The sequence below is a fragment of the Streptomyces melanosporofaciens genome (assembly GCF_900105695.1).
Classification (GTDB): Bacteria; Actinomycetota; Actinomycetes; order Streptomycetales; family Streptomycetaceae; genus Streptomyces; species Streptomyces antimycoticus.
In genome coordinates this window covers 365,015-387,591 of the sequence record NZ_FNST01000001.1, presented here as the reverse complement: position 1 = coordinate 387,591, position 22,577 = coordinate 365,015, and the positions used below count along the sequence as shown (strand labels likewise).

Below are 22,577 nucleotides of genomic sequence, written 5' to 3'. Positions count from 1 at the left end.
CTACTGCTCCCGGCGGTGTGTCATGAGGGCCTGGAGGGCCCGGAAGGAAACGTTCGGCGAACGGTCACAGTGACCGCATCACGAACGCATCCGAATGACATCTTCGATCAGAAGGTGGTCATTCCTGGTCGTGCATTGTGATCTTCGGTTTATCGGTCTGACTCTCGGGTTCCGAAGCGGGCCGGGTCTTGTCACGACCGCGGGGGCCGTGCCCCGGCCGCGGTGGGTGGTGAATGCCATGCCCAAAGATGAGCCACCGGACCGTAGTCGAGGACTCATCCGTACATAAAACCGCTTCGGTGCACGGACTCGTGCCTGAGCTGAATCGGTGAGGGCGGATGCCGGGACCCGACGTCAGCGCAGGGTGGCGACCTGGTCGACGGAGAACGGGATCAGCGCCTCGGTGTCCCCGGTGAGGACCTTGCGAGCCCACTCCGGGTCGGCGATCAGGGCCCGGCCGATCGCGATCAGGTCGAACTCGTCCCGCTCCACCCGGTCCAGCAGGTTCTCGATGCCCGCCACCCCGGTCCGGCTCCCGCTCTCGAACCCCGGTTTGAACGCCTTGTCCAGGCCGACGGAGCCGACGCTGATGGTGGCCTTGCCGGTGAGCTTCTTGGTCCAGCCCGCGAGATTCAGGTCCGAGTCCTCGAACTCCGGCACCCAGTACCGGCGGGTGGAGGAGTGGAAGGCGTCCACCCCGGCCTCCACGAGCGGGGTGAGGACCGCCTCCAGCTCCTGCGGGGTGGTGGCCAGCCGCGCGTCGTAGTTGTTCACCTTCCACTGCGAGGTGCGGAAGACGATCGGGAAGTCGGCGGAGACGGCCTTCCTGCAGGCGGCCACGATCTCGGCGGCGAACCGGGTACGGGCGACCGGGTCACCGCCGTAGCCGTCGGTGCGGCGGTTGGTGCCCTCCCACAGGAACTGGTCGATCAGAAGGCCATGGGCGCCGTGCACTTCGACGCCGTCGAAGCCGGTGCGCTCGGCCGCGGCGGCGGCCTCGGCGAAGGCGGCGATCACCGCGTCCAGGTCGTGCTGGGTCATGGCCTTACCGGCCGGGGCGCCGTCCAGCCCGATACCCGACGGGCTGACCGTCGGGGCGTCGGGGACCGGGCCCGCGCCCTCGGGGCGCTGCACCCCGACGTGGCAGATCTGCGCCATGATCCGGCCGCCCGCGCGGTGCACCTCCGCCACCACGTTCTTCCAGCCCGCCAGGGCGTCCTCGCCGTGGAATAGGGGCGCTCGGACGCTGTCCCCCGCCGAGTCGTGACGGATGTACGTTCCCTCGGTGACGATCAGCCCGACCCCGCCGGCCGCCCGGCGCGCGTAGTACCGCGCCACATCGGCACCGGGGACACCGCCCGGCGAGAAGTCGCGCGTCATCGGCGCCATGACGATCCGGTTCGGGACGGTGAGCCCGCGCAGGGTGAACGGGCGGGACAGGGTCTGAGCCGCGCGGTCGGCGGCAGCGCTGCTGGCAGGCACGTGAATGCTCCTCGAAGTAGGACGACGTTCCGCGGAGGGCCGGCGCTCGGAGGCGGCGGCGATGTCGGTGGTGCTGGAGGTGTCGGGCATGATCGATGTGTCTTTCCTGCATTCAGTTGGTTTGGTCTGCCTCCCCGACGCCGAGGCTCGTGCGCCCGAACCCGGGACGGGGCTTGACGGCTAGGCCGGTTACCTACGCCAGAACCGAGGGAACATGCCGTTACTTCCCACGGGCAAGTACCTACTTTTTTGTAAGTGCCTCCAGGCGTGGGTGCTTTCGTAAAACAGGAGCCACAATGAGAACCGATCGCCAGTACTACTGTGGGCTCGACGCAGCACTATCGGTGGTTGGCGGCCGGTGGAAGTACCTGGTCGTGTGGCAGCTCGCCTCGGAAGGGCCTCGCCGGTTCGGGAAATTGCGAGGCCTCGTTCAACGGCGTGACCGAGAAGGTCCTTATCGGTGCGCTCAAGGAGCTCGAAGCCGATGACATCATTGTGCGCAAGGACTTTCGGGAGGTGCCGCCGCACGTGGAGTACTCCTTGACACCCTTCGGGGTCAGCCTCGACGAGGCGTTGCGCCCCCTCTGCGAGTGGGGTTACGTTCACATGGGCCGCGATCACCCTTATAGCCAGGCAGATCACCCGTCGAAGCTCCCGCAGGAGCGGACAGTCGACCTCCCCCGAGGAGCAACGCGACTGACCGTCATCAGTTCCCGGGCGGCTAAGTTTTCCGCCATCGAACGGCGACAAGCTAACTGCCGTACCCCGGAGTTCTCGAACTCACCGATGCTACGAATGAGCGGAGTAATCCCGCGCTAAAAGCGTAGGACAAGCTCATGCCCAGTTCGGCTCCGGCCGATGCGGCTATACCTGAGCCATACCGCCGTCGATGCAGAGTTCTGCGCCTGTCATGAAACTGCTCTCGTCCGAGGCGAGAAACAGCGCACCATTGGCGATCTCCTCGGGAAGCCCGAGGCGGCCCATCGGGACAAGGGTACTCATGTGAGCTCGGAGAGCTACTGGATCTTGACCGAAGTACTCAGCCTGCCCATCGATGATGAGTGTGTCGATCGGCCCCGGACTCAGCACGTTGACCCGAAGACCCCGGTCGCCGAACTCTGCCGCCCACGTGCGCGCGTAGGAGCGCACGGCGGCCTTCGCCGCGCTGTAAGCCCCTGCCCCGGGATCCCCCTTGAATGCCGTGATAGAGCCCAGCAAAACGATCGAGCCGCCCGTTCGTAGAAGCGGCAGCGCCTTCTGGACGGTGAACAGTGTGCCGCGGGCATTGAGGTCGAATGTGCGGTCGAAGTGTTCCTCGGTCACGTCCCCGAAGTTCATCCGCTCAATGCTTCCAGCGTTCGCGACGATCACATCGAGGTGTCCGCTCTCCTGACGGATAGCCTCGACCAAATTGTCGAGATCACCCGACACTGTAGCGTCCGCGGTGACCGCCGTGACATGTCCCTCAATGGAAGCCTTCGCGGCTTCGAGCGCCTCCTTCCGTCGCCCCGTGATGTAGACGTGGGCGCCTTCACTTCCGAATCTCTGGGCAATCGCCAGACCAAGGCCCGCGCTCCCGCCAGTGATGAGGGCTACCTTATTCGCGAGACGCACGCTTTCTCCTTGAGTCGAGACTGTGAGCACCGGACACATTGCTTTGCCTCATCCTGCTTTTGCAGCTGGCGTCGCAGGACGTGCGTGCCCGCAGGACGCGGCTGCCGTCCCGCAGCTTTCAGGACCTGGTGGCTGCGCTGGGCGTGCACCACGGTAGGACTGGCCCGACATAGAGGCAAATAGTGGCAACGTATACTCTGCATTGACATCTCCTATGTCATGCCGAAGGTGGATGCGAATGAACCTGCGCCAATACGAATACGCCCTGGCCGTCGCCGACGAGGGCTCCATGACAGCGGCAGCAGAACGCCTGCGGGTCACTCAGCCCTCTCTGTCGCAGCAGATCGGCACCTTGGAAAAGCACCTCGGGGTGCAGCTGTTCACCCGCACCCCGAGCGGGGTGACGGTGACGGTGGCAGGGCGGGCTTTCCTCGCAGAGGCGAAGATCGCGACGACCGCATCCCGGCGTGCCATCACGGCCGCCCGCGCCGCCAACGGGGAACTGGCAGGCGAACTCATCATGGCTGTCCACATGGGCCTGGGAGCACGCCAGCTGCCCCAGGTATTGGGGCAGCTGCGCAGTCGCCACCCGAAGCTGCAGGTGACTCTCCACGAGGAGCCCGATCCCGCGGACATGGAACGGCTGGTCCGCCAGGGAACCCTCGACATGGTCCTCGTGCACCGCATCCCCGCCGGGTGCACCTTCGACACCCACCGGCTGGGCGAGGAAGCCTACGTCGCCGTCCTGCCGAAGGGGCACCCCCTTCTCTCAAACGGCGCCGCCCTGCGCCTGGAAGACCTGGCGTCAGAAGGATGGATCCGGTTCCGGCACGCCAGCCTGCTCGACGACTACCTCGCCCGCCTGCTCGCCAACGCGGGCCTCAGCCCGCACACGGTGGCCCGAGCGTCACAGATCTCCACTGCGGTGCGGCTCGTGGCGCAGGGCCTGGGCGTCACTGTGGTCCCGGCCTCGGCCATCCCCGAAGGCTTCGAAGAACTGGCCTGCCCGCTACTGCCCTCCCTGACCGAGCCCGTCCTCGTCGGCGTGCGGCGCCATCCGGGTCCGGCAGAGACGGCCATGCTCGACCATCTCAACCAGCAGAACTGGTGCGGTACAGGACTTCTCTGTCAGCCCGCAACTGATTGAGCGTTCCTTCCACGTTGCACCAATATGGAACGACCTCGAGCCCCGAAGCCATCCACAATGCCGCCCTGTGTCTCCACCGCTCACCCTTTTGACCTGCCGATACGGGGTTCAGAAACAGGCACTCAAAGAGCGTTTTGTTCCGGCGAGGTTGTTTGGTGGTGCTTCGAGGGGTGAGTGGGTCTGTGACTGCTGAGGCAAGAGTGGTCAATGCGGCTTGTGAGGCAGGAGACTCCATGCCTCTGCCCGTTTGAGTCGAGTCGCTCCTGTCTGATCCCAAAGCGCCCCCGGTTGACGCTGTTTGCGCCCTGTGAGTGCGTCGTGCACGACGGTACTACCGAAACATGACGCGACTACGCCCGTATCCCAGCGACCTGTCCGATGCCCGCTGGGAGTTGATCGGTCCCACGCTCACCGCCTGGCGGGCCCAGCGCAGGGGCAAGGGCCTGGACATTGGCCGTCCACCCGAGCACGACCTTCGCCGCATCATGGACGCCATCCTGTACGTCGATCGCACCGGGATCCCCTGGCGCTACCTGCCGCACGACTTCGCACCGTGGGAGACGGTCTACGGCTACTTCGCCGCTTGGCAGAAGGAAGGCGTCTTCGACCAGCTCAACGGCCTGCTGCGACGCCTGGTTCGTGAAGCCGAAGGCCGCAGCGCAGAGCCGAGCGCCTGCGTGCTCGACGCTCAGAGCGTCAAGACCTCCGCCAACGTGCCGGCAGCCGATCAGGGCATCGACGCAGGCAAGAAAATCGCAGGTCGTAAGCGCCACCTCGGGGTCGACGCCCTCGGACTGCTGCTCGCAGTCTGGGTGAGCGCGGCCAGCGTCTCCGACAACGTCGGCGGCATCCACCTGCTCTCCCAGATCGCCAGCACAAGCCCCCACGTGACCAAGGCATGGGCCGATACCGGATACCGCACGAAAGTCATCGACCACGGCGCCCGCCTCGGCATCGACGTCGAAGTTGTCCAACGCGATCCCGGCGTCAAAGGGTTCAAGGTGATTCCCCGGCGATGGGTGGTCGAGCGGACCTTCGGCTGGCTCATGCACCACCGCCGACTCGCACGCGACTACGAGACCCACTCTCACCGGTCCGAAGCCATAATCCACGTTGCGATGATCGACCTCATAAGCCGACGACTCGCCAGTGAATCCACCCCAAACTGGCGCAAAACCTGAACATCGAACCAAACAACCTCTCCAGGACAAAACGCTCTTTCAGCTTGGCGTTTAACCTCGCAGATCACCCGACCTGCTGATCTGCAGTTCTTCCCGGGACAGCGGAGGCGGCCGTTCTCCACGCTTCGAGATGTCGAGTCACGAAGCACGAGAGAACGGCCGCTGTTATGAGTCTCCCGGTCCACGCGCCCGCGGGCGAGGCGTTCGACGTGTTGTCCCGCTTTCGGGTCGAGTTCTACGAGTGCCTTTACGCCCGCGCGGATGCGCTCTTCGAGCTCACGGACGCGGTGCTGTGTGCGGACGGGCCGGTGAAGACGCTGGTCGAACTGTCGCTGGCGGTCGAGCACCGGCGCGGACACGGGGCGATGTACGCGGCGTTGGACCGGGGCTGGCTGGAGCCGGCGCGGTTGCGGCGTGCGCTGGTGGGCCTGCCGCTGCCGAGGGCGGCCGACGGGCGGATCGTGCTGGCTGTGGACGTGAGCAACTGGCTCCGCCCGGACGCCCCGACCAGCGAGGACCGGCTGTTCTGCCACGTCTACGGACGCGGTGCCCGCAGCAGGGACCAGTTCGTACCGGGCTGGCCGTACTCCTTCGTCGCCGCTCTGGAGACCGGCCGGACCTCCTGGGTCGCGTTGCTGGACGCCGTGCGCCTCGGGCCGGCCAACGACGCGACCATCGTCACCGCCGGCCAACTACGCGATGTCATCGAGAGGTTGGTCCAGGCCCAGCAGTGGCAGGCGGGTGATCCGGAGATCTGGATCGTCATGGACTCCGGCTACGACGTCGCCTACCTCTCCCACACCCTGGCGGACCTGCCCGTCGTCCTGGTCGGACGCCTGCGCTCGGACCGCGTCATGCTCCGTGACCCCGGCCCCGCCCGCTCCGGGCCGAAGGGCGGACGGCCGCGTCGGCACGGCGGTGTCCTGACCTTCGCCAAACCCGACAGCTGGCACGAACCCGAGGTCACCACGGTCACGGACACCACCCGCTACGGCAAGGCCGAGGCGATGGCCTGGGACCGGATGCACCCGCGGCTCACCCACCGCGGCCCCTGGCTGAACCACACGAAAGAGGAACTGCCCATCCTGCACGGCACGTTGATCCGCCTGAAAGTCGAGCGCCTGCCGGGCGACCGTGACCCGAAACCGGTTTGGCTGTGGTGCTCGGCCACCGCCGCCGCACCGGCGGACGTGGAGCACTGGTGGCAGTCCTTCCTGCGCAGATTCGACCTCGAGCACACCTTCCGGCTCATGAAACAGACCCTCGGCTGGACCGCCCCGAAGGTCCGCCACGCGGACACCGCCGACCTGTGGACCTGGCTCATCATCGCCGCCCACACCCAGCTCCGCCTCGCCCGGCCCCTCGCCGAGGACCTCCGCCGCCCCTGGGAACGACCGGCCGAGCCCCGTCGGCTCACCCCCGCCCGGGTGCGGCGGGGGTTTCGCAACGTCCACGCGACCACGGCCCGTCCAGCGACCGCACCGAAACCGTCCCGACCAGGTCCCGGGCGGCCTGCAGGCTCGAAGAACAAACAGCGGGCCAGGCACCACGACGTCGGCAAGACAGTCAAACGCGCCGAGTCGATCAAGGAACACCAAGCCCGCCCACGTTAAACGCCAAGCTCAGGCCCGGGGCTGCTAGATGTGCCGTCCCATGACGTTGGTGCCACGAACTCCTCGATCGTGAGCTGCCGCGGGAGGTGTGTCGAGGACGGGGCGACGGCTCCGTCCCAGGGACATGAGCGGCCACGAGGGGCCGCATGGCAGAGGAGGACGACGATCGTGGACCCCAGGCAGATCGAGCGGGAGCTGGCCGACGCCCACGAGCTGTTGAACCAGGCGTCCATGGCGCGGTTGGCATACAACGGACTCGACGGGTTGCCACGCGTCATCCCGATCGGCATCTTCTGGACCGGCGAGGAGATCGTCATGTCCACCGCGGCCACGGCGCCCAAGGTAAAAGCGCTGTCCGCCCGCCCCGAGGTCGCCCTGACCATCGACGCCGGCGACAGCCCAGGCTCGGCCAAGACGCTGTCGGTGCGCGGCGTGGTGCACCTGACCATCATCGACGGCGTGGTGCCGGAGTACCTCGCGGCCGCGCGGAAGAATTTCGACGCCGAGTACGCGGCCGAGTTCGAGCGGAACTGCCGGGCCATGTACGACCAGATGGCGCGTATCGCGGTCGAGCCGCAGTGGGCGCGGTTCTACGACTTCGGCGCCGGCCGAGTGCCGCAGTTCCTCGCCGAACTCGCCAAGAAGTCGAGCTGACCATCCCGCCGCGGAGTTTTCTGACCGAGTGATCCCTACGGGTATGGCACCAACGTCATGAGACGGCACAGCTAGATGGTCCGGGCACGTCGGTCAGCCGGTTCGGCCGATGTGGATGACCACGATGGTGACGGTGGTTTCTGCGATCTCGTACAGGACTCGGTAGCGGCCGACGTGCATGCGGCGCAGGTCCGGGGAGCCGTACTCCGCGGTGCCTGCCGGACGGGGGGTGTCGGCAAGCAGGCCCACAGCGTCCACCAGCTGCCGCAGACCGTCAGGGTCGTCCTTGAGAAACCGGGCGGCCGCGTTCACCTGGACCAGCCCGCCGGCCAGGCTCCGCCTGCCACCGGACCGCAATCAGCCTGAGCTTGTGTTTCAACCTCCGCCTCGGTCAGCCTTTGACTGGTCGAGGCAGATAAGAGAGACCGCACGGAGCTGAGTTCCCGCTCTCAATCTTCATGCGCCACACCGAGGTCGTGACGCATAGCGGTTCTCATAGTTCGGAGCATGTCCCAGACCTCGTACTGGGCCTGGGCCGCGGTCTCCATCGTTTCGCCTGGTCCGGGGGCACCGCGTTCGAGGCGCTTGACCTGGCCGTAGACCTTGTTCAGGGCTTGGTTGACGACACTCGCTTGCATGAGTACTCCTTCGGGGGCGATCATCTGTGCTTCGGAGTATCGATCGCGGTGCGCGTTCTTCGCTTCGCCGAGTGCGTCGCTGTCGGTGTCCTCCGCGCCGCGTTCCCTCATGACGTGCAGGTGGCGGTTGAGCGCGGTGGTGAACTGCCGGGCATCTCGGTTGAGTTCCACATAGCAGGTGCGTCGGAGTGAACGGTTCTCGCGGATCTCTTCATGGTCACGAACGAGCTCTATTTCCCGGCGCTTCGCTCGTTCGGAGCCGCGCTGGGTGAGTAGCGATCCTCCGAGGGTTCCTGCGACGCCTGCCACCGCGATGATCACTGAGCTGAGATCCACCCACGCACTCCGTGCACTTCTTCGGCCTCGTGCCCGCTGCACATGGCCCAGGCCGTCAAGTTTGCCGCTCCTCGGTCCGCCGGGGTGCCCCTCTTGTGGTGGGCGGGGCGGCTGTACACCTCGCCGGTGGCAAGGACTTCCTGGGTCGGTGCGCCTTCACACGGCCGCCGGCGCTGGGCCTACGGCAGCTGCGCGACCCGCACAGCGACGACGAGACCGACGACGGCTAGGACGAATAGCCCCCGGCGGGCCGGGTCTGAACTGCTCCGGCCCGCGTCACGTACGGCTCACCGCGCGCCACGGGGCCGCGCCGACGGAGCCGCTGTGGCGTCATCCGGTGGTCAGCTCCTGAAGCCGTTGGCGCAGGGCGGTGGCGTGCGGGTCGGGGAAGTCGGTGAGGAGTGTGAGGGCTTCGGTGCGCTGGTGGCGGGCTTGTTCGGTGTGGGCGTCGGCGAGGTGGGCCAGGTCCCAGGGCTGGGGCGGGTCGACGGCTTGTTCCGAATACGACGCCCGCCGACCTTTGACAGCGACCGGGACCAACCTCCTCGGCCTGGTCAAACACGTGGCCACCGTCGAGGCCAGGTACTACCGCCCGGCTGCCGGTCCCGCCCGCCCTCCTCGCACGGCAGCACCTGGCGAACAGCGTCGGCGGCGGCCTGGTGCTCGCGCTCCGTCCGTTCCTGGGAGCCGCACGGGCAGCATCCCGGCGGGCCTGATCCGCGGCGGCTTGCCTGTACCGCCCTACGAAGTCCTCAGCCGTCGCTGCTGTCGACCGGGGACTATCAGATGCAGACACACCCGACACGCACCCAGCCGCCCCGGTCGTGGACGGTGACGCCTGCTCGCTACGACAACCCCGATGTACAGCAGCTCCTCCGGCAATTGCGCGCCACCCAGCTGGAGATGTACGGCTACGCCGACGATCCCACAGATACCCCGGCCGAGGACTACACCCTGCCCCAAGGCCTCTTCCTCCTCGCCCGGGATGTCACCGCCCGCCCGACCGGCTGCGGTGGATGGCGCACCCTGGACGCGAGCACCGCCGAAGTCAAACGCATGTACGTGCACCCCGACGCCCGCGGCCAGTCGCTCGGCCGAGAACTCCTGCTTCGCCTGGAAACCGACGCCCGTCTCCGCGGATACACGCACATGCAACTGGAGACCGGCGTGGCCAACGTGGCAGCCCTGGCGCTCTACCGACGAAGCGGCTATCTCCCCATCACCCCGTACCGTCCAGGACGAGACCCCCAGATCAACCGGGCATTACGCAAGGCGCTGTAATCGTCGAGCGCCGGGGAACAGTGTGGACACTGCCTCTTGCTCATCGGGGATTTGCCTCAGGCGCAGGTGGCGAGCATGCCGGTCAGCGCGGCGCGTTCTTCCTCGTCCGTGGTGAGGGCGTAGGCGTGCTTGACCGAGATCCACGCGCGGGCGTACGTGCAGCGGTAGCTGGCCAGGTCCGGCTGCCAATCGGAGGGGTCCCTGTCGCTCTTTGCCCGGTTGGAGTGGGCTGAGACGGCGATGAGTTGGGAATGGGCGAGGTCGTTGGCGAAGGCCCGGCGGTCCGCGGTCGTCCACTGCGAGGCGCCGGACCGCCATGCCTCTTTCAGCGGCACGACGTGGTCGATGTCCACCTTGGACGCCGCGTCGAGCACCGCACCGTCGTACGCCGAGCGCCAGCTGCCGACCGTGGCCCGGCACTGCCCGTCCTGGGTCACCTGATCGCCGTCCCGGGCGAGGACGAGCTGCGGGTGTCGCAGGTGCCCTGCTGGGTGGCCCAGTGAGGGAACTTCGCTCGGCTGTAGCCGGGGACGTCCGTCTCGGGTGCGACGGTCAGCTCGGCCAGTTCCGCCCGTGCTTCGTCGGCGGCCGGGGATTCAGGGAACTCGGCCGAAGCGGTGGCCGAGGAGGGAGCGCTGGAGGCAGCCCAGCTGGGTGAGCCGAAGGCGAGGAGACTGCTCGTGGCCAGCCCGGTGGCCACGGCAGTGGCCCAGCGGCGCATCATCATCGTCATGCCGACCACCGTGGCCGGGCCCGGCTACCGCGGGGCCTCACCTTGGGGGATTCACTCCCACGGGTGGCTGCCTCCAGAACTACTCAAGCCCGGTGTGCAGAGCAGGCACACCACCGTCCTGAGGAAGAATGCCGGCAGCGATCACGAAGGGGAGTGTCGTGCGGCTGACGATCGACACCGAGACGGACACCTACGAACAGGCAATAGCCGCCGTGCAGGCCGCCTACGGTCTACGCCCCGTCACCCCCGTCGACTGGCCCGAACCACCAGCCATCGACCCACGCCCCGCCCGCAGGACCTGGGCAACGATGACCTCGGGGACGGCTGGAGCGAGCAGGCGCTCTTCCGGATGGTCGCCTCGCTGATGCCCGGGGCCCGCGCGGTGCTGCGCCGGATCACCGACCTGGGCGGTACCGCCTCGTTCGACGAAGTCCAGCAGTACTTCGCCAACCACCCGACCAGCCCGATCGCCACAGCCAAGATGGGCGGAACCCTGACCAGCATCAAGGCGGTACACCGCCGTGTCGCCCCGACCGGCGCGTCCCCGCTGCTCCAGCGGGACGAGCGCGCCCGGCCCTACCAGATCGACCGGGCGCTGGTGGAAGGGCTCAGGCGGGCCTTCGCGATCGCCGATGCCTGCCCCGACCTGCTGCGCGGCGAACCCACCGCACCTGTCACCTGACCCGGGTCGCGCCACCGGCAGGAGAACGTCTCGCCAGCGCTTCCAAGTAGTCGGGTTCAGCTGTGCTGATGGCTTCCTCAGTGAGTGGACCGCAACGGGTCCTGCCGGGTGAGGCAGACGAGAATGCCTCCAAGGACGATGGCTGCCGTGATGAGCGGGGCGACCAGGGAGTTCGCGGGGTACAGGATCCAGGCCCATGGCGCGGGGCCCCCTCCGCTTCTCCAGCCGGCCGCCGCGCACACAAGGGGCACGACGGCGACGGTGACAGCCGCGATGCGGTGGCCGAGGAAGGGAAACAGCAGCAGGCCGAGGCCGACGTATCCGGCGATGTTGCGCCCCAGTACCAAGGCGATGCTGTCGGCCCCCAGGGCGTAACAGAGGGCTGCCATCCCCGCCCCGGTGGCGGCGACCGCCGAGCCGAGTGCGGCGTCCCATCTCCGCACGGGCCGGCAGGCGACGCTTTCGGTGCGCAGGTCGCCGCGTCCCATGCCGTGAAGCAGCATCACCGCGGGCAGCAGGGTGATGAGGTGGCCGACGAGGAAGTGTCCGGACTGGCCGGTCAGGACGGGCACGGGAAGTTCGGCGTTGCCCATGAGGAGTCCCACCCCGTTGGTCAGAACGACGGACACACTCACTGCGGGAACAGCGCGGGCCTTCAGCCACCAGTTCATCCGTGGCTCCCGTCGATGCCCAACTGGGGGCGTACGTTGCAGGATCGCATGGCGCGGGTGTTGCGCTCGTACCAGGCGAGCTGGGTCTGTCGGGACTGTTTGAGGACGTGTTGAGCGAGGGCCAGTTCCGGCGGTGAGACCCGGTTCGTGAGGCTCCGGGGCGCGGCGCCGGCGGTCAGGGAAAGCCACGCTCCGACGGGTCCGTAAGCGTCGGCGCCCGGATAGCGCTCCCCGTTGTCCGCGCAGGCGGGAGAGCGCGGAAGGAGTCCTGCCGCCACGCCTGTGGGCATACCGAGCGCACTGACGCCGGGCCCAATGGCCAGTTTGGTCGCCTCGGAGCCTGGCCGGTCGGCCATGGTCAGCGTGGCGGGCACCGCGACGCCGGCCTGGCGGAGCCTCGTGACGGCCTTGCGTGATTCGGTGCGGACCATGCCGGCTTGATGGTCCATCTCGGGCCACAGGCAGATGCGGGGCTGGCCGTGGTCGCACTCCAGGTCGCTGGTCGGGCGGGAGGTCACCGGGTCAGCGCCCATGCCGTGGGCGGAGGCGGCACCGCCTGCGAACCCTGCGGCGAGCAGCGCGGCCGCGGCGACGATGGCGGGGACGGCCTTGCGGTACTGGATGAGCACGGCGGCGGAAAGGCAGACCCCGGTAGCGAATGCTCCCGCGCTCACCAGCGCCCATACGTCCAGGCTCTGGTCGAGCATGCAGCAGTCCTGGAGTCCTCCGCCTACGAGGTGGCGGATCCACACGATGCTCCAGGAGATCGGGTAGGCGTTGGCGACGAAGCTGGCGATCAGCGTGACCGGCACCGCGATGATCGGGGCCCACTGACGGCCCAGGACGAAGCCGACCAGGGTGTTGGCCGCGATGAGCACCGCTTCGACCGCGAGGATGCCGGGATTCGGCATGCCGATGCCGACGTCGGCGGCGGCCGCGGAAACCAGCAGGGCCGCGGCCATGCCGACCACGCCCATCACGAACACCGGCAGCAGGAGAGGGAAGGCGATGGCCAGAGGCGAGCGGACCGCGTTCTGGTCGGAGATGCGTGCGCGCCTGAGCCGGCTTCCCTCCCAGGCGCCGGCTCCGGCGCACGCGGGGCCCACGAAGGACAGCGCGAGGGTCGCGGTGCCAGTGGCGGAGAGCCAGTAGTGGGGCGTAACCCACTCGGACAAGTTGTCGCTGAGGGCGATGACGATGAAGCCGGCCAGGAACGGCAGGAGTCGGGTGCCGGACGAGACGCGGACGATGGTACGGAGCAGCACGGTCAGATCTCCTCGCCTACGAGCTGGGCGTAGGCGGCTTCCGCGCGCTCGCGGGGGCCCTGGACGTTGTCGGCGTTGTCGGCCATGGCGTGGAATGCGGCGGTGGTGCCGTGGAAGCGCACCGTGCCCCGGTCCAGGACGACCACGTGCTGGTAGAGGTCGGCCAGGTCTTCGGTCTGGTGGGTGGAGACGAGGATGTGGACGTCGTCGGCGAGCTGCTCGAGTAAGGACCGGAAGACCTTGCGCTGGGTGGGGTCCAGGCCCGCGGTCGGCTCGTCCATGAGGATGAGCTCGCTGTGGTGGGTGAGGGCTCCGGCGATGCCCATCCGGCGCAGTTGGCCGCCGGAAACCTGGTGGCTGCGGCGGTCGGCGAGCTTGTCCAGGCCGACACGGCCGAGCGTGACAGCCGATGCCTTCCAGGCATCCGTGCGGTTCATGCCCTTGAGCCAGCCGGCGTAGGCGACTTGCTCCCGCACGGTCAGCCCCGGCACGGGCGTGATGTGCTGCGGCAGCCACGCCACCGCCTTCCGGTACGCCGTCACATCCCTGCGGGCGGTGGGGCTGCGGCCCTTCCAGGTGACAGCACCGTCCAAGGGCTTGAGCTGGGAAGCCGCCAGCGCCATCAGCGTGGACTTCCCCGCCCCGTTCGGGCCGAGCAGAACCGTCGCCGGACTGCTGACGCGAAGGTCGAAGCCGTCGAGCACGGTCGTCTTGCGGTTGTACCGGAAGGAGACATCACGGAATTCCAAGGCCATGAGCCGCACAATCCGCCGCCAGGGGTGACCCCGAGGAGGCTGTGGTGAGGAGCGAAGCGGGAGGTGCCCCGACGCAGGCAGAGCCCGCCTGAGCCGGGGCACCCATGAAGACGTGCCGTACCGTCTTCAGGTTCTAGTAGGCGATGACCACCCTGTTGGCACTCATGGTGCCGCCCGTGTTGAAGCTGAAGAGCTCGAAGTAGTACTTACCAGACGACTGGTCACCCCAGGCCGACCTGCCGCAGCTGTTGGTGCGGGAGCCCTTGTCATCGTCAGGCAGCAGGTCGCGGTTCTTCCACAGCTTCAGGTTGGCCTTCTTGAACCCATCGGCCCCGTCGGTGTGGCAACCGCTGAGAGTCACCGAGGTGCTGACACCGTCGGTGTTGTTGTCACTCCAGCGAGAGGACTCGTTGCCGGGGTGCCAGCCGGAGAAGTACGTGGTGCGGCTGCCCTCGGCATGGGCCGGGACCGCGCCGGCGAATCCCAGCAGTAAGGCCCCGGCGACGAGACCAACGGCTCTCTGGTGCATGTGCATTCTCATCTCCCGTGTCCTGCGCATGACATCAGCCATGCAGGCATGACGGAGGAAGCACCTTTCGCTTTCCCCCCGGTGCAGCGCTGTCGTGCTCGCGATCGCCGCACGAACATATCTCCACATGACCGATTCACGGCGATGATCATGTTAGATAACGACCAAAAGCGTGCGAGTGTCGCACTATCTTTCGTGTCGTTCGAATGTATTCGTAAGCGACTGCACCGCTCGCCCATGGAGGTGGATGCCGAATCAACCCAGGTCGACACCAGATTGCGCATGGGCGAGTCACGACCCAAGACCGTCCAGAGGCTCGGCCGCTCTTCGCAGGGCTCACGTGAACCCCTGCAGTAACAATGGCCAAAAACTCACAGTCATCGCATCATTACAGCCCAGAACCAGACGGCACCGCACACAAAACCATCAGCCCAGTGGCCGCCGACTACGACCTGGTGCGGGGCCCGGCAAGGCACAGGCAGCTTTCCGAGCCGGGCCCCGCACCAGTTCACCTACCTCTCGCCCCATCGAGCCCTCGCCACTGCGGCACAGCCCGGTGCGTCCCGGCATCCCAGCTCGAACATGACACGCCTAGCAGGAAACAAAGTGGCCGATAAGCGTCGAAGATGACCGGATCTCATAGTGCGCAATTTAATGGTGAATTCAACAACTGCTTCCAGGAAACTCGGCGCCACCACATGCCTGGCGCGCCCGGAACACCATGTGGATGGATTCCCAGTAGACACCGGTCGTTCCAGCCGCCTGCTGCTGGCCGCCAGTGGATGCGGTGAGGGTGCGGTCAAGCCGATGGTCAGCTCTTGGGCTCTTCCGCCGTTCGCTTGCTCAGGAATTGCTTCGCGGCCTCGATCGCTTCTCTGTTGAGCTCCTCGACGGAGACGCCCCAGGTTTCTTCCCAGCCGGCCAGGTTGTGTGCGCAGTGGACCAGTGCCTCCAGGTCTTTGGGATAGCCGAGGTCATACGCGATGTCTGTCCAGATCAGGTGGGTTCCGGTGGCGGGGTCGAGGGATCCGTCGGCTATCTGTTCAGCGATCCAGTCGGCCATGGCCCACTTCGCCTCCTGTGGGTCATCCGGGGGGTAGAAACGCAGTCCCAGTTCCTCCAGCACTCGGTCGAAGAGCTCAGGCGCCTCGGGCTCTTCGCTCCGCAGGAGACCGGCAAGCATGGCGAGCGAGGGACTGTCGACGCCGGCGACCAGCGCGTCCAGACCCGCCTGGATCAGTCGGTCCGACCCAATTCGTTGACCGAATGCCCTCTCCCGTGCCATGTGGCTGAATTGCTTGAGGGCGTCGTCCTGGTTCATCTCGGGCTTCGTCGTCGGCAGTTGGAGCAAGGTACTCTCGCACGGCCGCCGACACTGCCGCCATCGCGTTTCCCTGCGTCTGCTGGACGACCAGGACATGAAGTTGGCGTAGGAAGCGGTGGAGACGGCTCGCTGACGTCCAGCTGCGAGGTGTTCACGGTGCCGGGCGATGGCGGCCGCTGGCCCGGCGCGGGCTGGAGCGGCTGCGTACGCCGCCGAGGAAGTCGACGGGCACGACGATGGTGCCGGGCCATGGAGCGGGTGGTACGGGAAGTCCGCTGCCCTGGTGCGTCACACACCAGGGCAGCGGGGCATTGGACCTTCATGGCGCAGCTGTGAGCTGGTCAGCCGATGGGGTTGACGAAGGTGCCGGGGTGGGTGGCGCTGCGCTGGTCGACGAGGGTGTCGGTCTCCCAGGGCCACTCGATCTTGAGGGCCTTGGTCTCGTTTGGTGGGGTGATCTCGACCCAGGCCGGCTGGTAGAAGCCCTCGTTCTCCTTGGTGAAGGCGAGGTTGAGGGCGAACTCGGCGCTCTGGCCGGCCTCCACCTCCACGGAGCTCCACTTCTGCGAGGAGCGGGCCAGGGACCAGCGCTCGCCGCCGTTGATCGAGATCAGGTCCACACCGGGGAAGCCGCCGAGCTTGCAGGAGTAGGACCCTTGTTCATCAGGACGATGGTGGCGGTCGTCGAGCCGTCCGCGCCCTCCTCCGGCACCGAGAGCGCGTCCTCACCCGTGGCGAAGGCGGCTTCCAGGTTTTCGGTGCGGCAGCGCTCGACGCCCGCGTGCGCCCTGCCGCCGCCTTCGGTGGCGGCCTGCCCGCTACCCGGCTGATCCTTCGCGGTGCCCGCCTCCGAGCCACCCTTGGCCTTGGCGTCGGGACCCTGCGCACCGCCGGAGGAACCCGATGAGCCGCTGGACCCGGCCGGGGCCGTGTCGGCCTGTCCCGCGGACTTCGCGCCGGTGTCCGAGTCGTTGCAGTCCGTCAGGGTCAGGGCGGCGGCTGCGGTCAGGACCGCGGCGGCGACGCGGAGGGTGCGACGGCGGGCGATGCGGGCGGTGTTGGATCGCATTTCGGGTCCCCCCGGAGTGGTCGGTGTCGTGGTCTGCTCGGTACGACAACAACTCTGGCCGGGGCCGCTACCGCAATCGTGCCGCCCCGCTAAAATCCGGCTAACACGGCTGTGACCAGGGAAAAGACGTCAAGGGCAAGCCCGTCCCCGCCATGGCGGCGAGCAGTGGCAGGCCGATCAGGGAGCTGGCGCCGGTGTGCCCGAAGGACACCGCCCACCGTGCCATCGGCAGGGACCGGAACCGGTCCAACGCCGAACCAGCAGCGGTTCTGCTCGGTCGCGTACGCCCGGCGCGTCTTCGCTCTGGCCGCGCTGGCCATGGAGCGACCAGCAAGAGGCCCTCGGCCGTCAGGGACGGTCAGTACAGCTGGATGCGGGTGAGGACGATGTACGGCGGGTCGGCGTCGGCAACGATGACGTACTCGGCGACACCGAGCACCCCGTCCCGGCCGAGCGGCATGCGTCTTTGCTGAGACCACTTCAGCGAGGCGGTGCTGCCCGGCACCATGCCGCGGGTCTCGTTGATCTGAACGGTCGCCGCGATGATCGCCCCGAAGATCTCGCCGGGCAGGGATAAGTCGGCCAGCAGCGCGTCGACCTCTTCGGACAGTTCACACGGCCAGCCCTCCGGCTCCTGGCCATGCAGCTCACTCAACGGGCAGCCCGGCCGCCCGGCGGCGCGCGCTGGCCGCCGCGATGCTCGTCGTGGACAGGGTGCCGTTCAGCGCGGCCTCGGTGAACCGGCCACCGGACGTGTCCGTGTCCAGCATCGCCTCGCACCACCAGCGGCACAGAACCCCCTCGGCATCCTCCGGCGCGGCCGCCGAGAGCTCGCGGTAGAACTCCATCCGCCGCTCCCCTCGAACGCGGCCGCGATGCCCTCGGCGTTCCGCGGCACCCGGTCCGGCTCCGTATGCGGGTGAAGTCGACCGGATCGGCGTTGCGACCGAGTGGAGCCGGGGACGGGAACAGCTGGGGAAGAATGTCCGCAGCGATCAGGAGGGGGCGTTGTGCGGCTGACGATCGACACTGGGACGGACACCTACGAGCAGGCGATTGCTGCTGTGCAGGCCGCCTACGGGCTGCGTCCCGTCGCCCCTGCCGACTGGCCGGAAGCACCAGCCGTCGACCCGCGCCCCGTCCCGCAGGACCTCAGCGGCGATGACATCGGGAACGGCTGGAGCGAACAGGTGCTCTTCCGGGTGATCGCCTCGCTGATGCCCGGGGCCCGCGCGGTGCTGCGCAGGATCACTGACCTGGGTGGCACCACCTCGTTCGGCGAAGTCCAGCAGTACTTCGCCGACCATCCGACCACCCCGATCGCCACCGCGAAACTCGGCGGGACCCTGACCAGCATCAAAGCGGTACAGCGCCGCGTCGCCCCGACCGGCGCACCCCGGCTGCTCCAGCGGGACGAGCGGGCCCGGCTCTATCACGTCGACCAGACGTTGGTGGAAGGGCTCAGGCGGGCCTTCGCGATCGCCGATGCCCGCCCCGACCTGCTGCGCGGCGAACCCACCGCACCCGCCACCTGACGTGATCGCTGAACGTGACGCTATGTCGTCCAGCCCTCCTCGGCGCGATCCCTGTTGTCAGTCGTCATTGGGGTGTTCGTGCGAGCGCCGGGTGGGTTCGTCGCACCAGTCCAGGCACGCAGGGCGGCGGACGAGGCGGTGCGGTGCTCGTAGTCACGGACCAGGCGGTGGTGCAGTGTCAGGATCCCGTAGGTCTGCGCGAGCTTGACGTCGATGCCCAGGCCGGCGTCGTGTCCTCCCCACAAACCTGTTTTCGCTCATGCGTTCTACTGTGCGGCGAGCGCGCACGCATCGCCTCCTACACTTCTGGCACGCGCGCGGAGGGGGAGACCAGTGGCTGTGCGGATGACCGAGGAGTTCGCCTCGGCGATGGTGACGGTGATTCCGATTGTCTTGGTGGCCGCCTCACTGGAAATGACGGCGCTGACAAAGAACGGCCGGGACAACGGAAGGCGGCGCCGCGAGGCCGTTCTTGCTGCGATCCGGTCCGGGACTCCAGAGCCGGCCGGTGTGAGCAGGCGGAGGAAGGCCGCAAGCCTGTTCGTACTTTCCGGCTGGTACTGGTCAGTGATTCTGCACGTGGTTGCCGAGGTGTTGCTGATCAGGTGGCTGGCTGACTCTAAGCGTGCCCCTGACCAGCAGACAGCGCAGTTCGTCCAGGCCGTGGGCATCTTCGGCTTCGTCTGGGTGCTCATTGCCGGGTTCATCGTGGCGTCCGTCTACAGCACGGAAAGGAAACTAGAGCGGCGTCTTTGGGAGGACGACATTGCCCGGGAGCGTGCCGCACGGGCGGCTGCCGTTCCCGAAGTCGCCGTCCCGGCACCGACGGCCCCTGGCCAGGCCCAGCAGCCCTACCAGTGATCCGAGAAGGTCACCAGACGCCGGGGCCGCGCCACTCGACCAGTTCGGATCGTCCAGCCGGACATCCTCGGCGCCGGCGCGTCGCAGGAACTCCTCGACATCGGCCGGCCTCCGAACGAGCCCGGCGATCTCACCGCGGATCGTCACCCGTCGCCCACCAGGCAGGGACGGCGGATAGAGGCTTCTGCTGCGCAGTCCGGCCGTAGGCATGGAATCGCAAGGAGCACGCAAATGAGACCTGCCGCCGGGCCCGGCTCGGGCAAGCCGCACGTCAGTCGGTCACGGCCGACCTGACCGGTTTCGGCCTGAAGAACCACTGCTCTTAGGACAGTTGACACGAACTTCCCGCGTGGAAGGTCCTGCCCTGGGGCAGCCGACGCTCGGCCTGGGTGTGGTGGCCGGCTTCCCGGGCGAGGCGGGCGAGGAGGAGCCGAACTGGCGGTTCCTGGACTGGAGGCGGTCCTCTCCGCGCGAGCGGAGGTGAACCGTACAAACTGACTTCACAGCAGGTAGCGATTCAGTTCTCTTCGCGCTGGCAGAGGAGAGGTGTCCCCCGGCGCTCTTCAGGAGGACTGTTCCCGGCCGATCACTCTCCCGGAAGTTCAACCAGAGACAGCAGACCGCCGAGCACCGCAAAGAGGGCGAGGAGCGCGGCAGTGGCCGTGACGCTGACGAAGTCGTCAGCCACGTGGCCACCGATGATCAACCATGCCGCGGCCCCGACCAGGACGAGCAGATGGTTGCCCCGCTCACCCAGCAGCCGCATCCCCACCCACAACAGAACCGGCATCGGCAGGAAGCCCGTGATCAACGCTAGAAGGCTTTCGAACCACCCGGCGCCCATCGCATGCCCACTGGCCTCGGCTACGTCGTCCGCCCACTCCAGCAGGGAGGCCCACACCCAGTAGCAGACGATGGCCGCCGCGGCCGACACGAGCGCGCCCTTCACTCCGCGGGATGTCCTGCTCTTCGCCACCTCGTCACCGTTTCACGAAACAGTGACGGGGACCTGAGTACGGGTACTCAGCTTGTCCTACCTTCCAAGCGTGGGTTTGAGCCGGTCATTCGTAAGATCGGCGGACCCAGGGGTTCTGGGTATGGCTGTGAGCTTGTCGCCGTTGGATGGCTCAAAGAACTTGGCCGCCCGGAGCCCCGCGACGACTCGACCGCTAATTGGGATACGCGACTCGATCGCTGTGTAGGACAACGTCGGCGAGGTCGTCTGCGGGATCGATGTGTGACGACGAGCTGGCGGAGGTGACCCGTGCCCCAGATCTGGGCCGGAGTGGACATCGGCAAGGAACACCACCACTGTGTAGTGGTCGACGAACGCGGCGAACGCCTCCTTTCACGCCGAGTCTTCAACGACGAACCGGCCCTGCTGGAACTGATCGCAGACGTACTCGCGCTCTCCGAGGACGCCCTGTGGGCGGTGGACATCAACCACGGTGGGGCCGCCCTGCTCATCGGCCTCCTGCTCAGCCACGACCAGCCGATGGTCTACATCACCGGCCTGGCCGTGCACCAGGCGTCGACGGCCTACCGCGGCCAGGGCAAGACCGACGAGAAGGACGCGTTCGTCATCGCCGACCAGGCACGCATGCGCCAGGACCTTGGTCTCCTGCGGCCCGGCGACGAGATAGCCGTCGACCTGCGCACCCTAACCGCCCGCCGCCTCGACCTGGTCAACGACCGCACCCGTCAGACCAACCGGCTGCGGGCCCAACTTCTGGAGTTCTTCCCAGCGTTGGAGCGCGCGCTGAACCTGAGCAAGAAGGGTCCGGTCGTCCTGCTGACCGGCTACCAGGTGCCGGCCGCGATCCGTCGCAGCGGCGCCAGGCGGATCGGAACCTGGCTGAAGAATCGCAAGGTGAAGAACGCCGTCGCGCTCGCCGAGACAGCTGTCGAGGCGGCCAGGGCCCAGCACACCGCCCTGCCGGGAGAGACCCTCGCGGCCGCCATGGTCGCCCGCATCGCCAAGGGTGTGCTGGCCCTCGACGAGGAGATCGCCGAACTCGACGCGCTCATCGAGGCCCGGTTCAACGAGCACCGACACGCAACGGTGATCCGGAGCCTGCCCGGCATGGGCGCCCTCCTCGGTGCCGAGTTCATCGCCGCCACCGGTGGCGACCTGGAGGCTTTCGGCACGGCCGACCGCCTCGCGTCCTTCGCCGGCCTCTCACCCGTGCCGCGGGACTCCGGCCGCGTCAGCGGCAACATGCGTCGCCCGCGCCGCTACCACCGCGGCCTACTCCGTGCCTTCTACCTCTCCGCGATGGCCAGCCTGAGAACCTGCTCCGCCTCCCAGGCTTACTACGGGCGCAAGCGGAACGAGGGCAAGGGACACAAACAGGCCCTGCTGGCTTTGGCCCGTCGACGGGCCAACGTCTTGTGGGCCATGCTCCGCGACGGAGCGTGCTACCAGGTACTACCAACCGTCACGGCGGCGGCTTGACATCGTCATTGGGAAGTTCTTTAAGGTCTGACTGTGATGGGGGCCTGTTACTGATCGGCCTGAGGGATCCGGACGACCGCAGTCCCTGCCTCCAGGTCTACCTCTGTTCGGTTCGGTGGCGCCCCATCTTCCTCGTCATCCCTCATGAGCAGTGCTGACTGCCGCTCCTTGAGTTCGTTCTGCTTCCCGGGTGAAAAGCTCGCGTGGAGCTGCTCAAACCCGGTCGCCGATATCTGACCTTGCCGGACGCTGTTCCGCCAGGGCAGCAGTCCGGCCCGTCCGGCACGGAGAAGCAGTTGATCTGCGAAGGCCACGACTGTCAGCAGGATGACCAGTCCGGGCAAGGTCATGAAGACGGCAAATTCCATGCCATCAGTATGCGGAGCGGGGGTGAGGGCGTTTAGCCCTTCAACCGTTGCAGAGCGATGAGTGTCTTCTCGCGGCGGACGGTTTTGCCTACGTCGTAGCGGGGTGCCCGTCGACCGCGCCTCCGCCTCGGCACACTGTCAGCACTTATACGACGCAGATCGCCGACCACCTGATGATGGCCTGTCGCACCATCCGGGCCGCGCTCCGGTGAGCCGGAGCACGGGGTCGCGCTGCTGGTCGCGGCTCTGGTCGCACCGGGCCGGGCGCCGCAGGAGGTACTGGGCGGTGCGTTCCCGGGCGGCGTCGGCCAAGGCGGCGACGGGCGCGCAGCGCCCACAGCCGCCCCGCCCCAGCCCGGGGCGCGCCCCGCCCCACCCCCACCC

At 67.5% G+C, this 22,577-nt stretch carries 27 protein-coding genes and 2 pseudogenes; 12 read left to right on the top strand and 17 right to left on the bottom strand.

Annotation, left to right across the window (positions count from 1 at the left end; all coding sequences use genetic code 11):
• Positions 1-354 precede the first annotated feature (354 nt).
• On the bottom strand, positions 355-1,482 hold the full coding sequence (locus tag BLV72_RS01960) for an NADH:flavin oxidoreductase (RefSeq protein WP_093459815.1): 1,128 nt from the start codon (positions 1,480-1,482) through the stop codon (positions 355-357).
• 438 nt (positions 1,483-1,920) lie between these two features.
• Between BLV72_RS01960 and BLV72_RS51425 the strand changes: the two genes are divergently transcribed.
• Positions 1,921-2,301, top strand: a complete 381-nt coding sequence (locus BLV72_RS51425) for a winged helix-turn-helix transcriptional regulator (protein WP_342030641.1) — start codon at positions 1,921-1,923, stop codon at positions 2,299-2,301.
• Between the two features lie 45 nt (positions 2,302-2,346).
• Here BLV72_RS51425 and BLV72_RS01950 read toward each other — a convergent pair whose 3' ends face one another.
• Positions 2,347-3,135 carry an SDR family NAD(P)-dependent oxidoreductase gene (locus tag BLV72_RS01950; protein WP_167746247.1) on the bottom strand — a complete coding sequence of 263 codons (789 nt, stop codon included), beginning with the start codon at positions 3,133-3,135 and terminating at the stop codon, positions 2,347-2,349.
• A gap of 199 nt (positions 3,136-3,334) precedes the next feature.
• Here BLV72_RS01950 and BLV72_RS01945 point away from each other — a divergent pair, with 199 nt between their 5' ends.
• The 4 genes from BLV72_RS01945 to BLV72_RS01930 all read left to right on the top strand — a co-directional run bounded on the left by BLV72_RS01945 (position 3,335) and on the right by BLV72_RS01930 (position 7,691).
• Positions 3,335-4,243 (top strand): LysR family transcriptional regulator, encoded by a 909-nt coding sequence (locus BLV72_RS01945; protein ID WP_093459811.1) that lies wholly within the window; start codon positions 3,335-3,337, stop codon positions 4,241-4,243.
• 341 nt (positions 4,244-4,584) lie between these two features.
• Complete coding sequence (locus BLV72_RS01940; protein ID WP_093459698.1) at positions 4,585-5,424, top strand: IS5 family transposase; 840 nt, start codon at positions 4,585-4,587, stop codon at positions 5,422-5,424.
• A gap of 167 nt (positions 5,425-5,591) precedes the next feature.
• Entirely contained in the window at positions 5,592-7,037 is a 1,446-nt protein-coding gene (locus BLV72_RS01935) for an NF041680 family putative transposase (RefSeq protein ID WP_093459809.1), read from the top strand.
• A 168-nt stretch (positions 7,038-7,205) separates the two neighbouring features.
• Positions 7,206-7,691, top strand: coding sequence for a pyridoxamine 5'-phosphate oxidase family protein (locus BLV72_RS01930; protein ID WP_093459807.1), 486 nt, complete (start codon positions 7,206-7,208; stop codon positions 7,689-7,691).
• Positions 7,692-7,784: 93 nt separating this feature from the next.
• Here BLV72_RS01930 and BLV72_RS01925 read toward each other — a convergent pair whose 3' ends face one another.
• The 3 genes from BLV72_RS01925 to BLV72_RS49360 form a co-directional block, all read right to left on the bottom strand.
• Positions 7,785-8,003 carry a type II toxin-antitoxin system RelE family toxin gene (locus tag BLV72_RS01925; protein WP_244320564.1) on the bottom strand — a complete coding sequence of 73 codons (219 nt, stop codon included), beginning with the start codon at positions 8,001-8,003 and terminating at the stop codon, positions 7,785-7,787.
• Between the two features lie 137 nt (positions 8,004-8,140).
• Positions 8,141-8,665 (bottom strand): hypothetical protein, encoded by a 525-nt coding sequence (locus BLV72_RS01920; protein WP_244320563.1) that lies wholly within the window; start codon positions 8,663-8,665, stop codon positions 8,141-8,143.
• Between the two features lie 330 nt (positions 8,666-8,995).
• Positions 8,996-9,205, bottom strand: coding sequence for a hypothetical protein (locus BLV72_RS49360; RefSeq protein ID WP_244320562.1), 210 nt, complete (start codon positions 9,203-9,205; stop codon positions 8,996-8,998).
• On the opposite strand from BLV72_RS49360, the pseudogene BLV72_RS51800 reads away from it, so the two are divergent.
• Together BLV72_RS51800 and BLV72_RS01910 are read left to right on the top strand one after the other, a co-directional pair.
• Positions 9,162-9,281 (top strand): annotated as a pseudogene (locus tag BLV72_RS51800) (mycothiol transferase); the annotation flags it as partial. The gene BLV72_RS49360 and the pseudogene BLV72_RS51800 sit on opposite strands and share 44 nt — an antisense overlap.
• A 170-nt stretch (positions 9,282-9,451) precedes the next feature.
• Entirely contained in the window at positions 9,452-9,946 is a 495-nt protein-coding gene (locus BLV72_RS01910; RefSeq protein ID WP_093459803.1) for a GNAT family N-acetyltransferase, read from the top strand.
• A 56-nt stretch (positions 9,947-10,002) separates the two neighbouring features.
• Here the strand turns inward: BLV72_RS01910 and BLV72_RS51795 are convergent.
• Positions 10,003-10,673, bottom strand: a pseudogene (locus BLV72_RS51795) (HNH endonuclease family protein).
• 355 nt (positions 10,674-11,028) lie between these two features.
• On the opposite strand from BLV72_RS51795, the gene BLV72_RS49350 reads away from it, so the two are divergent.
• Positions 11,029-11,361, top strand: coding sequence for a hypothetical protein (locus BLV72_RS49350; protein WP_244320561.1), 333 nt, complete (start codon positions 11,029-11,031; stop codon positions 11,359-11,361).
• Between the two features lie 77 nt (positions 11,362-11,438).
• Here the strand turns inward: BLV72_RS49350 and BLV72_RS01895 are convergent, their stop codons facing one another.
• The 9 genes from BLV72_RS01895 to BLV72_RS01860 form a co-directional block, all read right to left on the bottom strand.
• Positions 11,439-12,032 (bottom strand): hypothetical protein, encoded by a 594-nt coding sequence (locus tag BLV72_RS01895; RefSeq protein WP_093459801.1) that lies wholly within the window; start codon positions 12,030-12,032, stop codon positions 11,439-11,441.
• A complete protein-coding gene (locus BLV72_RS01890) occupies positions 12,029-13,297 on the bottom strand; it encodes a DUF7224 domain-containing protein (protein ID WP_093459799.1) in 1,269 nt (422 codons plus the stop codon). Before BLV72_RS01890 ends, BLV72_RS01895 begins: the two co-directional genes overlap by 4 nt.
• Before the next feature lie 2 nt (positions 13,298-13,299).
• A complete protein-coding gene (locus BLV72_RS01885) occupies positions 13,300-14,052 on the bottom strand; it encodes an ATP-binding cassette domain-containing protein (protein ID WP_093459797.1) in 753 nt (250 codons plus the stop codon).
• Between the two features lie 133 nt (positions 14,053-14,185).
• Positions 14,186-14,581, bottom strand: coding sequence for a hypothetical protein (locus BLV72_RS01880; RefSeq protein WP_093459795.1), 396 nt, complete (start codon positions 14,579-14,581; stop codon positions 14,186-14,188).
• 811 nt (positions 14,582-15,392) lie between these two features.
• Positions 15,393-15,902 (bottom strand): hypothetical protein, encoded by a 510-nt coding sequence (locus BLV72_RS01875; RefSeq protein ID WP_093459793.1) that lies wholly within the window; start codon positions 15,900-15,902, stop codon positions 15,393-15,395.
• 344 nt (positions 15,903-16,246) lie between these two features.
• A complete protein-coding gene (locus BLV72_RS51410) occupies positions 16,247-16,525 on the bottom strand; it encodes a hypothetical protein (RefSeq protein ID WP_342030638.1) in 279 nt (92 codons plus the stop codon).
• The gene (locus BLV72_RS51405; RefSeq protein WP_342030637.1) at positions 16,516-16,974 is read right to left on the bottom strand and encodes a hypothetical protein; all 459 of its coding nucleotides are present in this window, start codon (positions 16,972-16,974) and stop codon (positions 16,516-16,518) included. The genes BLV72_RS51410 and BLV72_RS51405 overlap by 10 nt, the downstream gene beginning before the upstream one ends.
• 358 nt (positions 16,975-17,332) lie before the next feature.
• Positions 17,333-17,629, bottom strand: a complete 297-nt coding sequence (locus tag BLV72_RS01865) for a hypothetical protein (protein WP_093459791.1) — start codon at positions 17,627-17,629, stop codon at positions 17,333-17,335.
• Entirely contained in the window at positions 17,622-17,822 is a 201-nt protein-coding gene (locus BLV72_RS01860) for a hypothetical protein (RefSeq protein ID WP_244320560.1), read from the bottom strand. Before BLV72_RS01860 ends, BLV72_RS01865 begins: the two co-directional genes overlap by 8 nt.
• Before the next feature lie 162 nt (positions 17,823-17,984).
• On the opposite strand from BLV72_RS01860, the gene BLV72_RS49345 reads away from it, so the two are divergent.
• From BLV72_RS49345 to BLV72_RS50970, 3 genes are all read left to right on the top strand, one after another.
• Positions 17,985-18,509 (top strand): hypothetical protein, encoded by a 525-nt coding sequence (locus tag BLV72_RS49345; protein WP_093459789.1) that lies wholly within the window; start codon positions 17,985-17,987, stop codon positions 18,507-18,509.
• 345 nt (positions 18,510-18,854) lie between these two features.
• On the top strand, positions 18,855-19,370 hold the full coding sequence (locus tag BLV72_RS01845) for a hypothetical protein (protein WP_143059720.1): 516 nt from the start codon (positions 18,855-18,857) through the stop codon (positions 19,368-19,370).
• A 349-nt stretch (positions 19,371-19,719) separates the two neighbouring features.
• Complete coding sequence (locus tag BLV72_RS50970; RefSeq protein ID WP_280142994.1) at positions 19,720-19,854, top strand: hypothetical protein; 135 nt, start codon at positions 19,720-19,722, stop codon at positions 19,852-19,854.
• A 102-nt stretch (positions 19,855-19,956) separates the two neighbouring features.
• Here BLV72_RS50970 and BLV72_RS01835 read toward each other — a convergent pair whose 3' ends face one another.
• Complete coding sequence (locus tag BLV72_RS01835) at positions 19,957-20,319, bottom strand: hypothetical protein (protein ID WP_093459783.1); 363 nt, start codon at positions 20,317-20,319, stop codon at positions 19,957-19,959.
• Positions 20,320-20,634: 315 nt separating this feature from the next.
• On the opposite strand from BLV72_RS01835, the gene BLV72_RS01830 reads away from it, so the two are divergent.
• Complete coding sequence (locus BLV72_RS01830) at positions 20,635-21,825, top strand: IS110 family RNA-guided transposase (protein WP_093459750.1); 1,191 nt, start codon at positions 20,635-20,637, stop codon at positions 21,823-21,825.
• A 47-nt stretch (positions 21,826-21,872) separates the two neighbouring features.
• Here BLV72_RS01830 and BLV72_RS01825 read toward each other — a convergent pair whose 3' ends face one another.
• Positions 21,873-22,193 carry a DUF6191 domain-containing protein gene (locus tag BLV72_RS01825; protein ID WP_093459781.1) on the bottom strand — a complete coding sequence of 107 codons (321 nt, stop codon included), beginning with the start codon at positions 22,191-22,193 and terminating at the stop codon, positions 21,873-21,875.
• Positions 22,194-22,577 lie beyond the last annotated feature (384 nt).